19 protein-coding genes are annotated in these 15957 nt (G+C 61.8%); 12 read left to right on the top strand and 7 right to left on the bottom strand.

What is annotated here, in order from left to right; genetic code table 11:
- Positions 1-6: 6 nt before the first annotated feature.
- A complete protein-coding gene (locus tag QTL56_RS03235) occupies positions 7-906 on the bottom strand; it encodes a LysR substrate-binding domain-containing protein (protein ID WP_245137047.1) in 900 nt (299 codons plus the stop codon).
- Positions 907-1023: 117 nt separating this feature from the next.
- Between QTL56_RS03235 and QTL56_RS03230 the strand changes: the two genes are divergently transcribed.
- Entirely contained in the window at positions 1024-2160 is a 1137-nt protein-coding gene (locus tag QTL56_RS03230; RefSeq protein ID WP_229576443.1) for a TauD/TfdA family dioxygenase, read from the top strand.
- Positions 2157-2921, top strand: coding sequence for a class II aldolase/adducin family protein (locus QTL56_RS03225; RefSeq protein WP_245137048.1), 765 nt, complete (start codon positions 2157-2159; stop codon positions 2919-2921). The genes QTL56_RS03230 and QTL56_RS03225 overlap by 4 nt, the downstream gene beginning before the upstream one ends.
- 9 nt (positions 2922-2930) lie before the next feature.
- Here QTL56_RS03225 and QTL56_RS03220 read toward each other — a convergent pair whose 3' ends face one another.
- On the bottom strand, positions 2931-3359 hold the full coding sequence (locus tag QTL56_RS03220) for a VOC family protein (protein ID WP_229576445.1): 429 nt from the start codon (positions 3357-3359) through the stop codon (positions 2931-2933).
- A 132-nt stretch (positions 3360-3491) separates the two neighbouring features.
- Positions 3492-5327: a dihydroxy-acid dehydratase gene (ilvD, locus tag QTL56_RS03215; RefSeq protein WP_229576446.1), complete on the bottom strand. Its 1836-nt coding sequence runs from the start codon at positions 5325-5327 to the stop codon at positions 3492-3494.
- 232 nt (positions 5328-5559) lie between these two features.
- On the opposite strand from ilvD, the gene QTL56_RS03210 reads away from it, so the two are divergent.
- The 10 genes from QTL56_RS03210 (at position 5560) to QTL56_RS03165 (ending at position 13219) form a co-directional block, all read left to right on the top strand.
- Positions 5560-6162, top strand: coding sequence for a thermonuclease family protein (locus tag QTL56_RS03210; RefSeq protein WP_245137049.1), 603 nt, complete (start codon positions 5560-5562; stop codon positions 6160-6162).
- Between the two features lie 157 nt (positions 6163-6319).
- A complete protein-coding gene (gene msrP / locus QTL56_RS03205) occupies positions 6320-7270 on the top strand; it encodes a protein-methionine-sulfoxide reductase catalytic subunit MsrP (protein WP_245137050.1) in 951 nt (316 codons plus the stop codon).
- On the top strand, positions 7270-7923 hold the full coding sequence (gene msrQ, locus QTL56_RS03200) for a protein-methionine-sulfoxide reductase heme-binding subunit MsrQ (RefSeq protein ID WP_245137051.1): 654 nt from the start codon (positions 7270-7272) through the stop codon (positions 7921-7923). The genes msrP and msrQ overlap by 1 nt, the downstream gene beginning before the upstream one ends.
- Positions 7924-7961: 38 nt before the next feature.
- Positions 7962-8366 carry a thioredoxin family protein gene (locus QTL56_RS03195; protein WP_245137052.1) on the top strand — a complete coding sequence of 135 codons (405 nt, stop codon included), beginning with the start codon at positions 7962-7964 and terminating at the stop codon, positions 8364-8366.
- A 4-nt stretch (positions 8367-8370) separates the two neighbouring features.
- Entirely contained in the window at positions 8371-9090 is a 720-nt protein-coding gene (locus QTL56_RS03190) for a cytochrome c biogenesis CcdA family protein (RefSeq protein ID WP_245137053.1), read from the top strand.
- A gap of 108 nt (positions 9091-9198) precedes the next feature.
- The gene (locus QTL56_RS03185) at positions 9199-10071 is read left to right on the top strand and encodes a DUF817 domain-containing protein (RefSeq protein WP_245137054.1); all 873 of its coding nucleotides are present in this window, start codon (positions 9199-9201) and stop codon (positions 10069-10071) included.
- Between the two features lie 112 nt (positions 10072-10183).
- A complete protein-coding gene (locus QTL56_RS03180; protein WP_229576453.1) occupies positions 10184-10621 on the top strand; it encodes a YciI family protein in 438 nt (145 codons plus the stop codon).
- A gap of 6 nt (positions 10622-10627) precedes the next feature.
- The gene (locus QTL56_RS03175) at positions 10628-11056 is read left to right on the top strand and encodes a VOC family protein (protein WP_245137055.1); all 429 of its coding nucleotides are present in this window, start codon (positions 10628-10630) and stop codon (positions 11054-11056) included.
- A gap of 52 nt (positions 11057-11108) precedes the next feature.
- On the top strand, positions 11109-12422 hold the full coding sequence (locus QTL56_RS03170) for an RNA polymerase sigma factor (protein WP_289393458.1): 1314 nt from the start codon (positions 11109-11111) through the stop codon (positions 12420-12422).
- A gap of 47 nt (positions 12423-12469) precedes the next feature.
- The gene (locus QTL56_RS03165; RefSeq protein ID WP_245137057.1) at positions 12470-13219 is read left to right on the top strand and encodes a hypothetical protein; all 750 of its coding nucleotides are present in this window, start codon (positions 12470-12472) and stop codon (positions 13217-13219) included.
- A gap of 97 nt (positions 13220-13316) precedes the next feature.
- On the opposite strand, the gene rplQ is transcribed toward QTL56_RS03165, so the two are convergent.
- The 4 genes from rplQ to rpsM all read right to left on the bottom strand — a co-directional run bounded on the left by rplQ (position 13317) and on the right by rpsM (position 15854).
- Positions 13317-13739 carry a 50S ribosomal protein L17 gene (gene rplQ / locus QTL56_RS03160; RefSeq protein WP_054150978.1) on the bottom strand — a complete coding sequence of 141 codons (423 nt, stop codon included), beginning with the start codon at positions 13737-13739 and terminating at the stop codon, positions 13317-13319.
- A gap of 116 nt (positions 13740-13855) precedes the next feature.
- Entirely contained in the window at positions 13856-14866 is a 1011-nt protein-coding gene (locus QTL56_RS03155) for a DNA-directed RNA polymerase subunit alpha (protein WP_112247662.1), read from the bottom strand.
- Between the two features lie 100 nt (positions 14867-14966).
- A complete protein-coding gene (gene rpsK, locus QTL56_RS03150; protein WP_015915761.1) occupies positions 14967-15356 on the bottom strand; it encodes a 30S ribosomal protein S11 in 390 nt (129 codons plus the stop codon).
- 129 nt (positions 15357-15485) lie between these two features.
- Complete coding sequence (rpsM, locus tag QTL56_RS03145) at positions 15486-15854, bottom strand: 30S ribosomal protein S13 (protein ID WP_229576457.1); 369 nt, start codon at positions 15852-15854, stop codon at positions 15486-15488.
- Positions 15855-15957: the final 103 nt, after the last annotated feature.

The following is a 15957-nucleotide window of genomic DNA, read 5'->3' as shown; positions in this document are numbered from 1 at the left end:
GGCTCCTCAGGGAACTTCCTCCATCCCCTCCCCCAGCCAGGTCACAAATGCCTTGACCGCAGGACGTTTCGCCGCCCCGGGCGACACGGTGGCGAAATAGGCGGTGCCGAGATCCAAGGCCCCTTCGGGCCAGGCTTGCAAGCTGCCATCGGCGACGAGGCCGTCGGTGATCGAGCGCCAGCCAAGCATCAGGCCGCGGCCGTCGAGGGCCGCCTGGACCGCCTGGACGTAGTTGTCGAAGATGTGGGATCGGCCGCGAGGCTTGGGCAGGCCGCGCCGCGCCAGATAATCCGTCCAGCCTTCCCAGTGGCGCGCCTCGACGGTTCGGACATGGATGAGCGGGGCGGCGTCCAGGCCCTCGCCTTTGGCCAGCAGGTTTTCCACCAAAGCCGGACGGCCGACCGGGCAGAGGGTTTCGCCAAAGAGGCGCAGCGTCGTGCCATCGGTCCAGGTGCCGCGACCATAGCGCAACACGAGATCGGTGCCGGGCCACATCTGCGGCAGGTCGGTTGGAGGAACCTGGACATTGACGAAATAGCCGGGATGGCCGGCATAGAAGGCGCTGAGGCGTGGCATCAGCCAATGGGTCGCAAAACCCATGGTGCAGGCAACCGTCAGGCGCTGGTCCTCGAGGCCGCTACTGGTGCGGATTTCCTCGATCGTGTCGGCGATCAGATCAAGGCCGTCACGGGTGGCGCGGGCAAGCTGATGGCCGGGCTCCGTGAGCCTTGCCGGCCTCGTCGTGCGATCGATCAGGGCTGTGCCGACATGGTCCTCCAGCGCCTTCAGCGCCTGGGTGACGGCGGGCTGGGTGACGTTGAGCGCTGTTGCCGCCTCACGCATGGAGCCCAGCCGGGCGACAGCCTCGAATGTGGTCAGCAGGCGCAGGGGTGGCAACCGACTCAACTTAACCTCCAGCTTAACTCAGCATTAGCATAATCGTTCTGGTATCCGCTGGGAAGTCGGATGATGATTGTCAAATCAGATCCGCCCTCCTGCCGTCCCAGCTTAAGGAAACCCGCGATGAACATGCATGTTGCGACCGGTGCCGTGATACTCGCCGAAAAGGGGCTTCACCTGCCACTTTCCGAGGGAAACCCAGCCTATTTCAACTATTACTGGCTGCGCGACAATTGCCCGACTTCGTTCGACAGCGGGACGCGCGAACGCAGCTTCGACATCTTCCATCTGTCGACAGCCCCCCGCGCCGATAGCGCCGAGATTGAAGACGGCATGCTGGTGATCCGGTGGGCGGGCGAGGATCACGTCTCGCGTTTTCCGCTGCCAATGCTCGCGCTCTACGCCGAGGGCAAGCATCGGCCCGATCCCGCCGACCTGCCGCGCAAGGCATGGTTCAGCGACCACTACCCTAACGTCAAGCGCTTCTCGCAGCCGGAGCTGATGCGCGATCCGCAGAAGGTGGCGGAATGGCTGAAGGCGATGATCGTCGAAGGGCTGACGTTCGTCACCGACATGCCCGACAGCGATCAGGGGCTGACCGAGACGGTGAAGCTGATGGGCCATGTGCGGCCGACCTTCTTCGGCGACTATTTCGACGTGAAGACGCATATCAACCCGACCAATACAGCTTACACTGCCAAGGCGCTGGAGCTGCATACCGATACACCGGCCGAGGAATATGCGCCGGGGATCCAGTTCCTGCATTGCCGGGCAAATACGGTCGATGGCGGGATGAGCATCTATTCGGACGGCGTCGCGGTGGCGAATGCCTTCCGGGAGATCGATCCCGATGGCTTCAGGCTGCTGTCCGAAATCGACATTCCCTTCTATTGCGAGCATGACACCTATGACATGCGCTCCCGGCAGCGGGTGATCGAACTCGACAAACATGGCGAGGTCTCGGGGCTTACGATCAGCCAGCACATGGCCGATCTGTTCGACTTGCCGCAGACCGTGCTCGACGACTATTATCCGGCCTTCTGCCGCTTCGGGAAGATGCTGCAGGACGACAAGTTCATGATGCGTTTCCTGATGAAGGCCGGCGAGTGCATGGTGTTCGACAACCACCGCATCGTGCATGGGCGCATGGCCTATTCGGCGACCAGCGGCGACCGCTATCTGCGCGGCTGCTATGCCGATCGCGAGGAAATGCGCTCGACCTATCGGGCGCTGACGACGGAAGGACGGTTCAAGGCATGAATATTTCCCCTCAGGTGAACGACATGCTCGACGAGGCGGCGCTGACGACGTTGCGCCAGGATCTGGCGGCTGCCTTCCGGCTCTGCCACCGCTTCGGCTGGAGTGAATCGGTCGGCAATCACTTCAGTGCGGCGGCTTCCGCCAATGGGCGAAAATTCCTGCTCAATCCGCGCTGGCAGCATTTCGCCACGGTCAAGGCGAGCGACCTGCTGCTGCTTGACGCTGACGATCCTGACGTCATGAACGGCCCGAATGCGCCCGACCCCTCGGCATGGACCGTGCATGGCACGCTGCACCGCATGTTGCCGGAGGCGCGCGTGATCCTGCATTGCCATTCGCCCTATGCGGTGGCCCTCTCCTGCCTGAAGGATCCGACACTTCTGCCGCTCGACAACAACACGGCGCGCTTTTTCGGCCGGATCGGCTATGACCTCGACTTCGGCGGCATCGCGGATGCGGCGGAAGAAGGCGAACGGCTGGTCGAGATGATCCGCGGCAAGGCGGTTCTGGTCATGGGCAATCACGGCGTGTCGGTTGCCGGCGAGACGGTGGCGGATGCCTTCGAGGATCTGTATTTCTTCGAGAAGGCGGCGCAGACGATGGTGCTGGCGCTGTCGACCGGCAAGCCGCTGGCAGTGCTCTCGGATGAGATCGCGCAGGGCACGTCGGAGGGCTGGATTCCCTATCGCGGCATGGCGGAGCGGCATTTCGCCTATCTGAAGTCCTGCCTCGACAAGGAAGATCCTTCCTGGCGGGACTGATGCCAGACGTCAGCCCCGGCCGTCTGGATATTCGGCCGGGCCCTTGATCTCGATCGTGTTGCCGAAGGGATCCTTCACGTAAAAGGAATGGCCCATGCCCCGGGCGCCGCCATGCATGGCCTCGCGCTCGATCGCGACGCCGTGGCGGCCAAGATGCGCCCGCAATTCGTCATGATCGAAGGGGCCGGTCGCGATGCAGACATGGTCGACATTGCGACCGCCTGCGACTGGTGGGGCTGCCTTGTGGCCGCCGGGATGGGTGATGTCCCAGAGCACGATCAGGGCGCTTCCGCACCAGACCTGTTCCATGCCGAGCGCCGGATAGGTGTAGCCCGGGCGGCAACCGAGAACGTCGTGATAGAAGCGGATCGCCTTTTCCATGTCGTCAACGATGAAGACGACGTGATCGATGCCGACCAGGCTGAAAGGGACGGTCATGACGGTTCCTGAAAGTATGGGAATTCAGGTGGGTCGGGCGGCTGATGGGATCAGTGTTCCCGGCAGGCAGCGGAGTCTTGAGACAGGCGAGACCGGAGGCGAAGGACCGCCTCCGGTCGGAACTTTCAAAGCTTATTCCGGCAACTGGCGCACGGCACCCTTGTCGGCGGACGAGGCGAAGGCGGCATAGGCCTTGAGCGCCGTCGTGACGTTGCGCTTGCGCTTTTCGGCCGGGAACCAGCCCTTGGCGTCCTGCTCGGCGCGGCGGCGTTCCAGTTCGGCCGGATCGACGACGAGGTTGATCGTGCGGTTCGGGATGTCGATGTCGATCATGTCGCCCTCACGCACGAGGCCGATGGCGCCGCCCTGGGCTGCTTCCGGCGAGGCGTGGCCGATCGAGAGGCCCGAGGTGCCGCCCGAAAAGCGGCCGTCGGTGATCAGCGCGCAGACCTTGCCGAGGCCTTTCGACTTCAGATAGCTCGTCGGATAGAGCATTTCCTGCATGCCGGGGCCGCCCTTCGGGCCTTCGTAACGGATGACGACGACGTCGCCAGCCTTCACCTCGTTCGAGAGGATCGCCTTGACCGAGGCGTCCTGGCTTTCGAACACGCGGGCCGGCCCCTTGAACTTCAGGATCGATTCATCGACGCCAGCGGTCTTCACGATGCAGCCGTCGAGCGCGATGTTGCCCTTGAGGACGGCCAGACCGCCATCCTTGGAGAAGGGATGCTCGACGGAGCGGATGACACCCTTTTCGCCGTCGGTGTCGAGATCGTCCCAGCGCGAAGCCTGCGAGAAGGCCTGAGTGGTGCGGACACCGCCCGGAGCGGCCTTGAAGAAGTCACGCACGGTTTCGGAATTGGTGCGGGTGATGTCCCAGCGGTCGATGGCGTGACCAATGGATTCGGCATGCACGGTCGGGCAGTCGCGATTGATCAGGCCGCCGCGGTCGAGTTCGCCGAGGATGCGCATGATGCCGCCGGCGCGGTGGACGTCTTCCATATGCACATCCTGCTTGGCGGGCGCTACCTTGGACAGGCAGGGCACCCTGCGCGACAGGCGATCGATATCGTCCATGGTGAAATCGATGCCGCCTTCATGGGCAGCCGCCAGGATGTGCAGGACCGTGTTGGTCGAGCCGCCCATGGCGATGTCGAGGGCCATGGCATTTTCGAAGGCAGCCTTGGACGCGACGTTGCGCGGCAGAACGCTTTCGTCGTCCTGCTCATAGTAGCGGCGGGCGATATCGACGATCAGGTGTCCAGCCTCGACGAAGAGGCGCTTGCGATCGGCATGGGTCGCAAGCGTCGAACCGTTGCCCGGCAGCGAGAGGCCGAGCGCTTCGGTCAGGCAGTTCATCGAATTGGCGGTGAACATGCCCGAGCAGGAGCCGCAGGTCGGACAGGCGTTCTTCTCGATCTCGTCGACATCGGCGTCGGAGATATTGTCGTCAGCAGCCGCGACCATGGCATCGACGAGGTCGAGCGCGACCTTGCGGCCCTGCAGGATCGCCTTGCCGGCCTCCATCGGACCACCGGAAACGAAGACGGCAGGGATGTTGAGGCGCATGGCGGCCGAGAGCATGCCGGGGGTGATCTTGTCGCAGTTGGAGATGCAGACCATGGCGTCGGCGCAGTGGGCGTTGACCATGTATTCGACCGAGTCGGAGATGATCTCGCGCGAAGGCAGCGAATAGAGCATGCCGTCATGGCCCATGGCGATGCCGTCGTCGACGGCGATGGTGTTGAACTCCTTGGCCACACCGCCGGCTGCTTCGATTTCACGCGCGACGAGCTGGCCGAGATCCTTCAGGTGCACGTGACCGGGCACGAACTGGGTGAAGGAATTGACGACCGCGATGATCGGCTTGCCGAAATCGCCGTCCTTCATGCCGGTCGCGCGCCAGAGGCCGCGGGCACCGGCCATGTTGCGGCCGTGGGTGGTGGTTCTCGAACGATAGACGGGCATGGGTGTCACCTCGATGGCTGTTCGCCGCCAAGCCTGCACCCTCGGCGCCGGGGCAAGGCGGCCATTTTTGGAACTGGTCTAAGCCAAGCCTTGCCGCCTGTCACTAGCATCAGGCGGCATTTCGGTACGCTTCCAGGATGCGCGAACCCCGATTTCATTCGCATTTTAGTGATCGGATTAAGCCTGGGGCAATCTGTGTTTACTAGAGTTTAGCGCGGAAGGAGGCGTCATGATGACCCGCAAACCTGCCCGCGTGCTCCTGCTGAAAGATGCCCGCCAGAAGCTCAATCCCGAGCCTTCGCCGCACTTCAACCCGTTTGCCGCGCTCTATCGCATGCGGCGCGTGCTGATGGTCGCGCTCCTCGCGACATTGACCGTCATTCATTTCGAAAAGCTTCCCTATTCCTACCTGGTTGTGCCAGCCGGCAACAAGCTGATCGACTATGGGATCACCGGTGCGGTTACCCCCCGTCCCGAGCCGATCGAGGGGCGCTTCGTCACCTGCACCGGCGCGCAGCGGATCAATTGCGTCGTCGATGGTGACACCTTCTGGTACCGGGCGGTGAAATACCGGATCTCGGATATCAACACGCCGGAGATCGGGCGCCCGCAATGCGAGACCGAACGGCGACTGGGGCTCGAGGCGCAAGTGGCGCTGCTGGAGAACCTGAATGGCGGAGGCCTCACCATGGAGCGGCGGGAGCGGCGCGACGTCGACCAGTATGGCCGCAAGCTTCGCGTGGTGCTCCAGGATGGCCGCTCCGTCGGCGACGACCTGATCGCCCGGGGGCTCGCGCATCGCTGGAACGGACACAAGCTGAACTGGTGCGGCTGAACTCCGTCGGCGAAAATGGTGATCTCTTACAGGTCGGCCGCGCACGCGAGCTACACGAAATTGTTCCCGCCGGGTATCTTTCCGGCAGCGTGAAACTCTGTTCTCTTTCGCGTCGTCTCCTATTTACAGAGACACAGAGAGTTCGACGAGGTTCGCCATGCCCCATTACCATCCGCCGAAGATCGCCAGTTCCGAGATTACCCCGAAGTCGCTCTACATGAGGCGGCGCGAATTCATCGGCGCGGCGGCCGGCAGCTTTACGGCCATGGCTCTCGGCTCTCAGGCGCTGGCGGCACCACTTGCGGCCAAGCCGAGCATCTACAAGCTCGACGAGAAGCTGACGTCGAAGGAAGACGTGACGACCTACAACAATTTCTACGAGTTCGGGACGGGCAAGGATGATCCGGCACGCAATGCGGGCTCGCTGAACACACGGCCCTGGACGATCGAGGTCGATGGACTGGTCGGAAAGCCGCAGGTGATCGACATCGAGACGATCATGAAGGAAATCCCGATGGAAGAGCGCGTCTACCGTATGCGCTGTGTCGAGGCCTGGTCGATGGTGATCCCATGGATCGGCTTCCCGATCTCTGCCATCCTCGACAGGGTCGAGCCGCTCGGCTCGGCAAAATATGTTGCCTTCGAAACCCTCGTCCGGCCTGAGGAAATGCAAGGTCAGGCGGGCCTCTTCCAGGCACTGGAATGGCCCTATGTCGAAGGGTTGAGGCTGGATGAGGCGCGCCATCCGCTCGCGATCCTTGCAACCGGCCTCTATGGTGAAACCCTGCCGAACCAGAACGGTGCGCCGATCCGTCTGGTCGTGCCGTGGAAATACGGCTTCAAGGGCATCAAGTCGATCGTCAAGATCACGCTCACCGAGCAGGAGCCGCCATCGACCTGGAACAGGCTGCAGCCGTCTGAATATGGCTTCTATGCCAATGTGAATCCCGAGGTTGACCATCCGCGCTGGAGCCAGGCGACCGAACGACGGATCGGCGAGGCCGACGGCCTGTTCGGTGGCGCGCGCATCAATACGCTGCCGTTCAACGGCTATGCCGACGAGGTGGCAAGCCTTTACGACGGCATGGACCTCGCGAAGTTCTTCTGATGGCCTCGCTCGCCTTGCCCGCCCTGCCCGCGCTACCCAAACGTTATCGCCCGGCCTCCGTCTGGGCGCTCTATGCGGTTGGGCTGCTACCGGGGCTCTATGCCTTCTATCTCGGAATTTTCGGGGGGCTGGGGGCCGACCCCGTGCGCGCCTTCGAACATCTGCTGGGGCTCTGGGCGCTCAGATTCGTCTGTCTTGGGCTCACGGTGACGCCGCTCAGGGATCTGTTCGGCATTAATCTCATTGCCTATCGGCGCGCACTCGGTCTTCTTGCCTTCTATTACGTGCTGGCGCATTTCGCCGTCTATCTGACGCTGGACCGGGGCCTGATCCTGACGTCGATCGCCGGCGACATCCTGAAGCGGCCCTATATCATGCTCGGCATGGCGGGGCTTCTGATGCTGATCCCGCTGGCGCTGACGTCGAACCAGTGGTCGATCCGCAGGCTGGGTCAGCGCTGGAACATGCTGCACAAGCTGGTCTATCCCGTGCTGCTGGTCGCGATCCTGCATTATGCATTGTCGCTGAAGGTGATCGATCCTGAGGCCGCCTTCTACATTGCCGTGACAATCATACTGCTCGGCTACCGGCTCATCCGGCCGAAGATCATGGAGCGGCGGCGGGCAAAGCGCATGGCGGCGCCGCGGACCTGACCACGCCAACGACATAAAACACAAAAGGGGTGAGTGCGATGACAAGATACCTGAAGACATGGAGTGCGGCGCTTGCAGGTGCCGTGATGCTGGCCACGGCGGGGGTTGCCGGTGCGATCGAGATCGCGCCCTTCGAGGCATCGACCTTCGAGACCGCCAAGGCGGAGGGCAAATCGGTGGTGGTCGACGTGACGGCCAGCTGGTGCAGCACGTGTCGGGCACAGACCAAGATCATCGATACGCTGGCCGGCAAACCGGAATACAAGGACATCCTCGTCCTCAAGGTCGACTACGACAAGCAGAAGGACGAGATGCGCAGTCTCGGCGCGCAAAGTCGCTCGACGCTGATCGCCTTCAAGGGCGCAGAAGAGAGGGGCCGCAGCGTGGCGGACACAAACCCCGCCTCTGTCGAAAAACTCTTCACCTCGGCGCTGGGGCAATAATCCGATGCTGAGCAGCGCTCTGCTCGCCTTTCTCGCGGGCCTTTTGTCCCTGCTCAATCCGTGCACGCTGCCGCTCATTCCGATTGTACTTGGCACGGCGATCAATCGGCATCGATACGGTCCCGTCGCTCTGGCGGCGGGGCTGACGATCTCGTTTGTCGCAATCGGGTTGTTCGTCGCGCTTGTCGGCTTCTCGGTCGGCCTCGACTTCAGCCTCTTCAGGATGGTGGCCGGGATCGTGATGATCTTTTTCGGCGCCGTGCTCCTCGTGCCGATCGCTCAACACCGGATGGCCGCCGCCACGGGGCCGGTCGCCGCCTGGTCTCAGGCACGCTTCGGTCAGTTCGATGACAAGGGCATCAAGGGGCAATTTCTCGTCGGCCTGCTGCTCGGAGCCGTCTGGAGCCCCTGTGTCGGACCGACACTCGGTGCCGCGTCCCTGATGGCGGCCCGCGGCGAAAACCTCCTGCAGGTGACCGGGACGATGATCGCGTTCGGTGTCGGTGCCGCCCTGCCGTTGCTGGTGATCGGCATGCTGTCTCGCGAGGCGCTCGCGCGGTCGCGGCATCGCCTGCTGACGGTCGGGCAAGCCGGCAAGAGCCTGATGGGTGGCTTGCTGGTCATCACGGGTGCCCTTGTCGTCTCCGGCTTCGACAAGAGCATCGAAATCTGGCTGCTCGACATTGCGCCGGCCTGGATGATCGACCTGACCACGCGGATCTAGTCTCAGGTCTTCCGCCAGCGTCTGCGAAGTGACGTCGATGCCTTGATTTCGTCCATGGCCGCCGAGTAGTGAGGTTGCAACGGATTGCAACAGCGAAGGCGGTCGGCGATGGCACTGGTGGCAGATGGACGAAACGGCCTCCTGAGCGCACTCGACCGCCGGCTGATCGACCAGACACCGTCTCCCGCGCTCACCGGCTTTCGGCGCTTCGTCGTCGAATTTTTGTTCTTCGGCATCAAGGAGGCGCGGGCCTGCCTGTTTGCCGGTCTGTTCTTCCTCTCCATATTCGTCGTTCCGCGCGCCGGCGTCTTCGGCATTCCTCGCTATGACGTCCTGCTGATCATTGCGCTTGCCATCCAGGTCTGGATGGTCTGGACAAAGCTTGAGACGACGGACGAGTTGAAGGCGATCTGCCTGTTCCATGTCGTCGGCTTCGTGCTCGAGGCGTTCAAGACCGCAGGTGCCAATCCGTCGTGGTCCTATCAGGACTTTGCCTATACGAAGCTCTTCGGCGTGCCCCTGTTTTCCGGCTTCATGTATGCGGCGGTCGGCAGCTACATCATCCAGGCCTGGCGGCTGCTCGACCTGCGCATCCGCCATCACCCGCCCTACTGGATGGCCATCGGCGTGGCGCTTGCCATCTATCTGAATTTCTTCACTCACCACTATATCGGCGACTATCGCTGGTATCTGGCGGCGCTCGCCATCGGCCTTTATGCCCGCACGACGGTCACCTTCCGCCCCTTCGACCGGGACCGCCAGATGCCGATGCTGCTCTCCTTCATCCTGATCGGCTTCTTTATCTGGGTGGCGGAGAACATCTCCACCTTCTTCGCCATCTGGCACTACCCCAACCAGCTCGGCGCCTGGTCGACTGTGCATCTGGGCAAATGGAGTTCCTGGACGCTGCTGGTCATGATGACCTTCACCATCGTCGCGTCCCTCAAGCATATCCGCTCGACAATCCATATTCCGAAGTGACTTGTGCCGCTTGCCGACAAAATTTCTCGCAGGCCGTGTCGAAATGGGTTTACCTCATTCGTTGGGGAGGCAGGATCGCGGGTGCGGTCCGGACAAAGAGAGGAGTGACGACATGCGTGTAATGGTGATGGTGAAGGCCACGGAAGACAGCGAAGAGGGCATCATGCCCCCGGCCAAGCTGTTCGAGGACATGGGCAAGTTCAACGAGGAACTGGTGCAGGCCGGCATCATGATGTCCGGCGACGGATTGAAACCGTCGAAGATGGGCAAGCGCGTCGCCTTTGACGGTGCGGACCGCCGGGTGATCGACGGCCCCTTTGCCGAGACCCGGGAACTGGTCGCCGGCTACTGGATCTGGGAGGTGAAGGATATGGACGAGGCCGTTGCCTGGGTGAAGCGCTGCCCGAACCCGATGATGGGGCCAAGCGAGATCGAGATCCGCCCCTTCTACGAGATGGAGGATTTTGCCGAGATCGCAACGCCCGAGGGTCAGGCGAGCCATGACCGCGCGGCCGAAGGTCTCGCCGCCCAGCTCAACGCGAAGGGCTGAGACGCGATGAGCAAGATGATCTTCATCAACCTGCCGGTGACCGATCTCGATGCCTCGACACGCTTCTACAAGGCGCTGGGGGCAAGCCGGAACCCGCAATTTTCCAATGAGAATGCGGCCTGCATGATGCTGTGCGACACGATCGGCGTGATGATCCTGACGCACGGCTACTACCGGACCTTCACCAGCCGGACCATTGCGGACGCCAGGGCAACCAGCCAGATGCTGCTGGCGCTGACCGTCGAGGCGCGTGCGGATGTCGACCGCCTGGTGGGCGCTGGGGTGACCGCCGGCGGGCGGGCCGACCCGAACCCGCCGCAGGATCACGGCTTCATGTGGAGCCGATCAGTGGAGGACCCCGACGGGCATGTCTGGGAGATCTTCTGGATGGACCCGGCAGCCGCTGCCGGCGATACGACCGGTGTCGACGCCTGAGGTTCATTCCTCCCAGGTTGACCACCCCGGGAACGTGTCCATACTCCGGCTCATGACACGAGACGGACAGGCGGTCGCGCCCTCCTCCCGCCCGCATGGCGACGGCGCGGAGGCAGCGGCCCGGGATATCGAGGCGATCTATCGCATGGAGCGGATCCGGCTGGTTGCCGGGCTCGCAAAACAGGTGGGCGACATCAGCCTGGCGGAAGAGCTGGCGCAGGAAGCGCTGGTTTCAGCGCTCGCGACCTGGACGGACAACGGCACGCCGCCCAATCCCGGCGCCTGGCTGATGACGACCGCCAAGCGACGGGCCGTCGATCTCTGGCGCCGGCGCCGGATGATGGCGCGGCACGAGGCCTCGCTTGCCCATGACATCGAGACCGGGCGCGTGGACGCGCATGCGGCCGTGGAGGCCTCGCTCGATGACGAGATCGGCGACGAGCGACTGTCGCTCATCTTCACCGCATGCCATCCCCTGCTCTCGCGCGACCAGCGCACGGCGCTGACGCTGAAGGTCATCGGCGGGCTGACGACGGAGGAAATCGCCCGGGCCTTTCTCACTCCTGAGACCACGGTGGCACAGCGGATCGTCAGGGCAAAGAAAGCGCTCAGGGATGCCGATGTCGGTTTCGAGGTCCCGCTCGGGGACGAACGCGACGCCCGCCTCGCCTCGGTGCTGGAGGTGATCTATCTGATCTTCAACGAGGGCTATGCCGCAAGCCGCGGCGAGGACCTGATCCGGCCGCAGCTCTGCCAGGAGGCGATGCGGCTTGGGCGCATCCTGGTCGGGCTCGCCCCTGACGAGCCGGAGGCCCATGCTCTGCTGGCCCTGATGGAGTTGCAGGCCTCGCGCTTCAAGGCGCGGGTGGCAGCCGATGGCAGCGCACTGACGCTTGAGACGCAAAACCGGCGCCTGTGGGACCGCTTGCTGATCCAGCGCGGGCTGGAGGGGCTGGCGACGGTGAACCATCTCGGTGGTGAAGACGGGATCTATGCGCTCCAGGCGGCGCTGGCGGCCGTGCATGCGCGGGCGGCGCGGTACGAGGACACGGACTGGGCGGCGAGCGCTGCGCTGTACGACCGGCTGCTGGCGCGGGTGCCCTCACCTGTCGTCGCACTCAACCGGGCGGTGGCGCATACGATGGCTTTTGGGCCGGAGGTGGGGCTGGCTTTGCTGGCGGCAATCGAGGGCAAGCCGCAACTTGCGACCTATCCGCCGCTTTATGCCGCGAAGGGGGATTTCCTGTTTCGGCTGGGAAGGGCCGCGGAGGCACGCACCGAATTCATGCAGGCGGCCGCGTTGAGTGGCAATGAGACTGAAAGAACGTTTTTATCGGAACGTGCTAAAACCTGTATCACAACCTGAACGACAGGCTTACGTTGCCATCGTGTCGCTGCAGGAGGGAGAAGCAAGTGGCAATCGATAGACCTTTTAGGAGAACCGTTCGTCAATTCGCTGACGGTGACTACACCGAAGGAGGACGGTGGCGCTACATACGACATCCAAAATTCTGCACCGAGCCAGAGCATTACATTCGAGCGTTTGAACTTATCCAGAAAGACCTATTCGAAATATTTGATTACATCGAGCCGGACGATAAAAATCTTAAGACGTATTCATTTCGCATACATGAGCTCTTCATCAGAAGCTGCATCGAACTAGAAGCCAATTTCAAGGCTATCCTCAAAGAGAACGAGTACCAGAAGGCGGGGACCTGGAATATAAACGACTATAGAAAGATTGAGGCATCTCATTTCTTGTCGCAGTACGAAGTGAAGTTGCCGCTGTGGCGGACCGGAACCAAGGTGCTAGCGCCATTCCACGATTGGACCTCAAACGGCAAACCTACTTGGTACCAAGAGTATCACGCTGCCAAACATGATCGTCACGCGTCGTTTTCAAAAGCCAACTTCGACAACTTGCTCCATTCTGTTGCGGGCCTAGTCGTGGTGCTGCACGCCCAATTCCTCGACGGCCCTTTTGAAACGCAGGGACAGCTCGAAATCTCCCTTGGACCCAGCGACGGCTATGAAAAAGCAATCGGCGGATACTTTAAAGTCAAGCTCCCGACAAACATACCGCCTGCTGAACGGTACGGCTTTACGTGGCAATTGCTCGAACCCCTTGCGGACCCTTTCGTTGACTTCCCATATCCCATTTGAATTGAACCGGCAGGATTGAGGGGAACCCCCGCCAGAATGCAAAAAGCCGGGTGATCGCTCACCCGGCTTTTTCATCTTTCCCTTACGGGCAAGAACCTTACGCTGCTTCAGCTTCGGCTTCAGCGGCGACGCGGGCCTTGTCGGCTGCGCCCTTGGCATCAACGTCGCGCTCGACGAACTCGATGACGGCCATGGCGGCGTTGTCGCCTTGGCGGAAACCGGCCTTCATGATGCGCAGGTAGCCGCCGTTGCGGGTAGCGTAACGCGTCGCGATGGCGTCGAACAGCTTGGCAACCACGGTGACGTCGCGGATCTGCGAGATCGCCTGACGGCGAGCATGCAGGTCGCCGCGCTTGCCGAGGGTGACGAGCTTTTCGACGATCGGGCGAATTTCCTTCGCCTTCGGCAGGGTGGTGACGATCTGCTCATGCAGGATGAGCGAAGCCGCCATGTTGGCGAACATCGCCTTACGGTGGCTGGCGGTACGGTTCAGCTTGCGGCCGGCTTTCTGGTGGCGCATTGCTATTCTCCTTTGAGTGCAGGCTCTGTCTCAGAGGCTGCCGTTTCCTGACACATACGGACATTCGCCCGCAGTTTGACGGGGAAAGGCAGGCTTAGAGGCTGCCTTCACTGTTATTAATACTGGTCTTCGTAACGCTTCGCGAGATCTTCGATGTTCTCGGGCGGCCATGCCGGTACTTCCATACCGAGGTGCAGGCCCATGGAAGCGAGAACTTCCTTGATTTCGTTGAGCGACTTGCGACCGAAGTTCGGCGTGCGCAGCATTTCTGCCTCGGTCTTCTGGATCAGATCGCCGATGTAGACAATGTTGTCGTTCTTCAGGCAATTCGCCGAACGGACCGAAAGCTCCAGTTCGTCGACCTTCTTGAGCAGCGCCGGATTGAAGGCGAGTTCGGTGACCGACTCTTCTTCAACTTCCTTCTGCGGCTCGTCGAAGTTGACGAAGACGCCGAGCTGGTCCTGGAGAATGCGGGCCGCAAAAGCGACTGCATCTTCACCAGTGACCGAACCATCGGTTTCGATGGTCATCAGCAGCTTGTCATAGTCGAGAACCTGTCCTTCGCGGGTGTTTTCCACCTTGTAGGACACTTTCTTGACCGGCGAGTAGAGGCTGTCGACCGGGATGAGACCGATTGGAGCATCTTCCGCGCGGTTGCGCTCGGCCGGGACGTAACCCTTGCCGTTGTTGACCGTGAACTCCATGCGGATCTCGGCACCTTCGTCGAGGGTGCAGATGACATGGTTGGGGTTCAGGATCTCGATGTCGCCGACCGTCTGGATGTCACCGGCGGTTACAACGCCCGGACCCTGCTTGCGGACAACCATGCGCTTGGCATCGTCGCCGTCCATCTTGATAGCGATTTCCTTGATGTTCAGGACGATGTCGGTGACATCTTCGCGAACGCCCGGGATAGACGAGAACTCGTGCAGAACGCCGTCGATCTGGACAGCCGTGACGGCTGCACCCCGAAGCGACGACAGGAGAACGCGACGCAGGGCGTTGCCGAGCGTCAGACCGAAGCCACGCTCAAGCGGCTCGGCGACGAGGTTCACCTTGGTGCGGCCGGAGGAGGAAAACTCCACCTTGTTCGGCTTGATCAGTTCCTGCCAATTCTTCTGAATCATGATTTTACCTTCCGTTCGCCATCACCATTCAATCGTGACGGCCGAATATGAGAAGCACCGGCTAGGCGCGCAAACACCTGGCCGGCAAAACGAAGAACGATCAAACGCGACGCTTCTTGCGCGGACGGCAGCCATTGTGCGGGATCGGCGTCACGTCGCGGATGGACGTGATCATGAAGCCGGCAGCCTGGAGGGCGCGCAGAGCGGATTCACGACCCGAACCCGGACCGCAGACTTCCACTTCGAGAGACTTCATGCCGTGTTCCTGAGCCTTCTTGGCGCAGTCTTCAGCAGCGATCTGGGCTGCGAACGGGGTCGACTTGCGCGAACCCTTGAAGCCCTTGGCACCAGCAGACGACCAGGCAATTGCGTTGCCCTGTGCGTCGGTGATGGTGATCATCGTGTTGTTGAAGGTCGAGTTAACGTGGGCAACGCCCGACGAGATGTTCTTGCGTTCGCGACGGCGGACGCGTGTGGCTTCCTTGGCCATGGTCTTCCTTTCAGTTGATCTAAGCACCGCCGTAGTTCCAGCGGCTACACCAATCGAGGCAATAGGATTTAGGCAGTGAGCGGTAGCTTCCTACCGCCGACTGCCCTCATCCAAAATGCCGCGAAAAAATTACTTCTTCTTACCAGCGATCGCCTTCGCCGGACCCTTGCGGGTGCGGGCGTTGGTGTGCGTGCGCTGACCGCGAACCGGCAGACCACGACGATGGCGCAGGCCACGGTAGCAGCCGAGATCCATCAAACGCTTGATGTTCATCGCGGTATCGCGACGCAGGTCGCCTTCGACCTGGTAATCGCGGTCGATGGTTTCGCGGATCTGGAGCACTTCAGCGTCGGTCAGCTGATGAACGCGCTTCTCGGCCGGAAGACCGACCTTCTCCATGATTTCCTTTGCGAACTTCGGTCCAATCCCGTGAATATAGGTCAGCGCGATGATTACGCGCTTCGCAGTCGGGATGTTGACGCCAGCGATACGTGCCACGCCTATTCTCCTTGCTTCCAGTTGCCATCCGGCAAGTGGTGTCTCGTTACACGGCCCAAATGGACCGCAATTACAATTCGGGTTCACGACAAACCAAAACGAT

The organism is Peteryoungia algae, assembly GCF_030369675.1.
In the GTDB taxonomy this organism is placed as follows: Bacteria; Pseudomonadota; Alphaproteobacteria; order Rhizobiales; family Rhizobiaceae; genus Allorhizobium; species Allorhizobium algae.
Note: the sequence above shows the minus strand (reverse complement) of the source record. Positions and strands in the feature narration are given on the sequence as shown.

Bases quoted from the DNA above. Each gene is read 5' to 3' on its own strand.
- QTL56_RS03230 (WP_229576443.1), top strand. From the start codon at position 1,024: ATGAACATGCATGTTGCGACCGGTGCCGTGATACTCGCCGAAAAGGGG.
- QTL56_RS03225 (WP_245137048.1), top strand. From the start codon at position 2,157: ATGAATATTTCCCCTCAGGTGAACGACATGCTCGACGAGGCGGCGCTG.
- QTL56_RS03220 (WP_229576445.1), bottom strand. From the start codon at position 3,359: ATGACCGTCCCTTTCAGCCTGGTCGGCATCGATCACGTCGTCTTCATC.
- ilvD (WP_229576446.1), bottom strand. From the start codon at position 5,327: ATGCCCGTCTATCGTTCGAGAACCACCACCCACGGCCGCAACATGGCC.
- QTL56_RS03210 (WP_245137049.1), top strand. From the start codon at position 5,560: ATGACCCGCAAACCTGCCCGCGTGCTCCTGCTGAAAGATGCCCGCCAG.
- msrP (WP_245137050.1), top strand. From the start codon at position 6,320: ATGCCCCATTACCATCCGCCGAAGATCGCCAGTTCCGAGATTACCCCG.
- msrQ (WP_245137051.1), top strand. From the start codon at position 7,270: ATGGCCTCGCTCGCCTTGCCCGCCCTGCCCGCGCTACCCAAACGTTAT.
- QTL56_RS03195 (WP_245137052.1), top strand. From the start codon at position 7,962: ATGACAAGATACCTGAAGACATGGAGTGCGGCGCTTGCAGGTGCCGTG.
- QTL56_RS03190 (WP_245137053.1), top strand. From the start codon at position 8,371: ATGCTGAGCAGCGCTCTGCTCGCCTTTCTCGCGGGCCTTTTGTCCCTG.
- QTL56_RS03185 (WP_245137054.1), top strand. From the start codon at position 9,199: ATGGCACTGGTGGCAGATGGACGAAACGGCCTCCTGAGCGCACTCGAC.
- QTL56_RS03180 (WP_229576453.1), top strand. From the start codon at position 10,184: ATGCGTGTAATGGTGATGGTGAAGGCCACGGAAGACAGCGAAGAGGGC.
- QTL56_RS03175 (WP_245137055.1), top strand. From the start codon at position 10,628: ATGAGCAAGATGATCTTCATCAACCTGCCGGTGACCGATCTCGATGCC.
- QTL56_RS03170 (WP_289393458.1), top strand. From the start codon at position 11,109: ATGACACGAGACGGACAGGCGGTCGCGCCCTCCTCCCGCCCGCATGGC.
- rplQ (WP_054150978.1), bottom strand. From the start codon at position 13,739: ATGCGCCACCAGAAAGCCGGCCGCAAGCTGAACCGTACCGCCAGCCAC.
- QTL56_RS03155 (WP_112247662.1), bottom strand. From the start codon at position 14,866: ATGATTCAGAAGAATTGGCAGGAACTGATCAAGCCGAACAAGGTGGAG.
- rpsK (WP_015915761.1), bottom strand. From the start codon at position 15,356: ATGGCCAAGGAAGCCACACGCGTCCGCCGTCGCGAACGCAAGAACATC.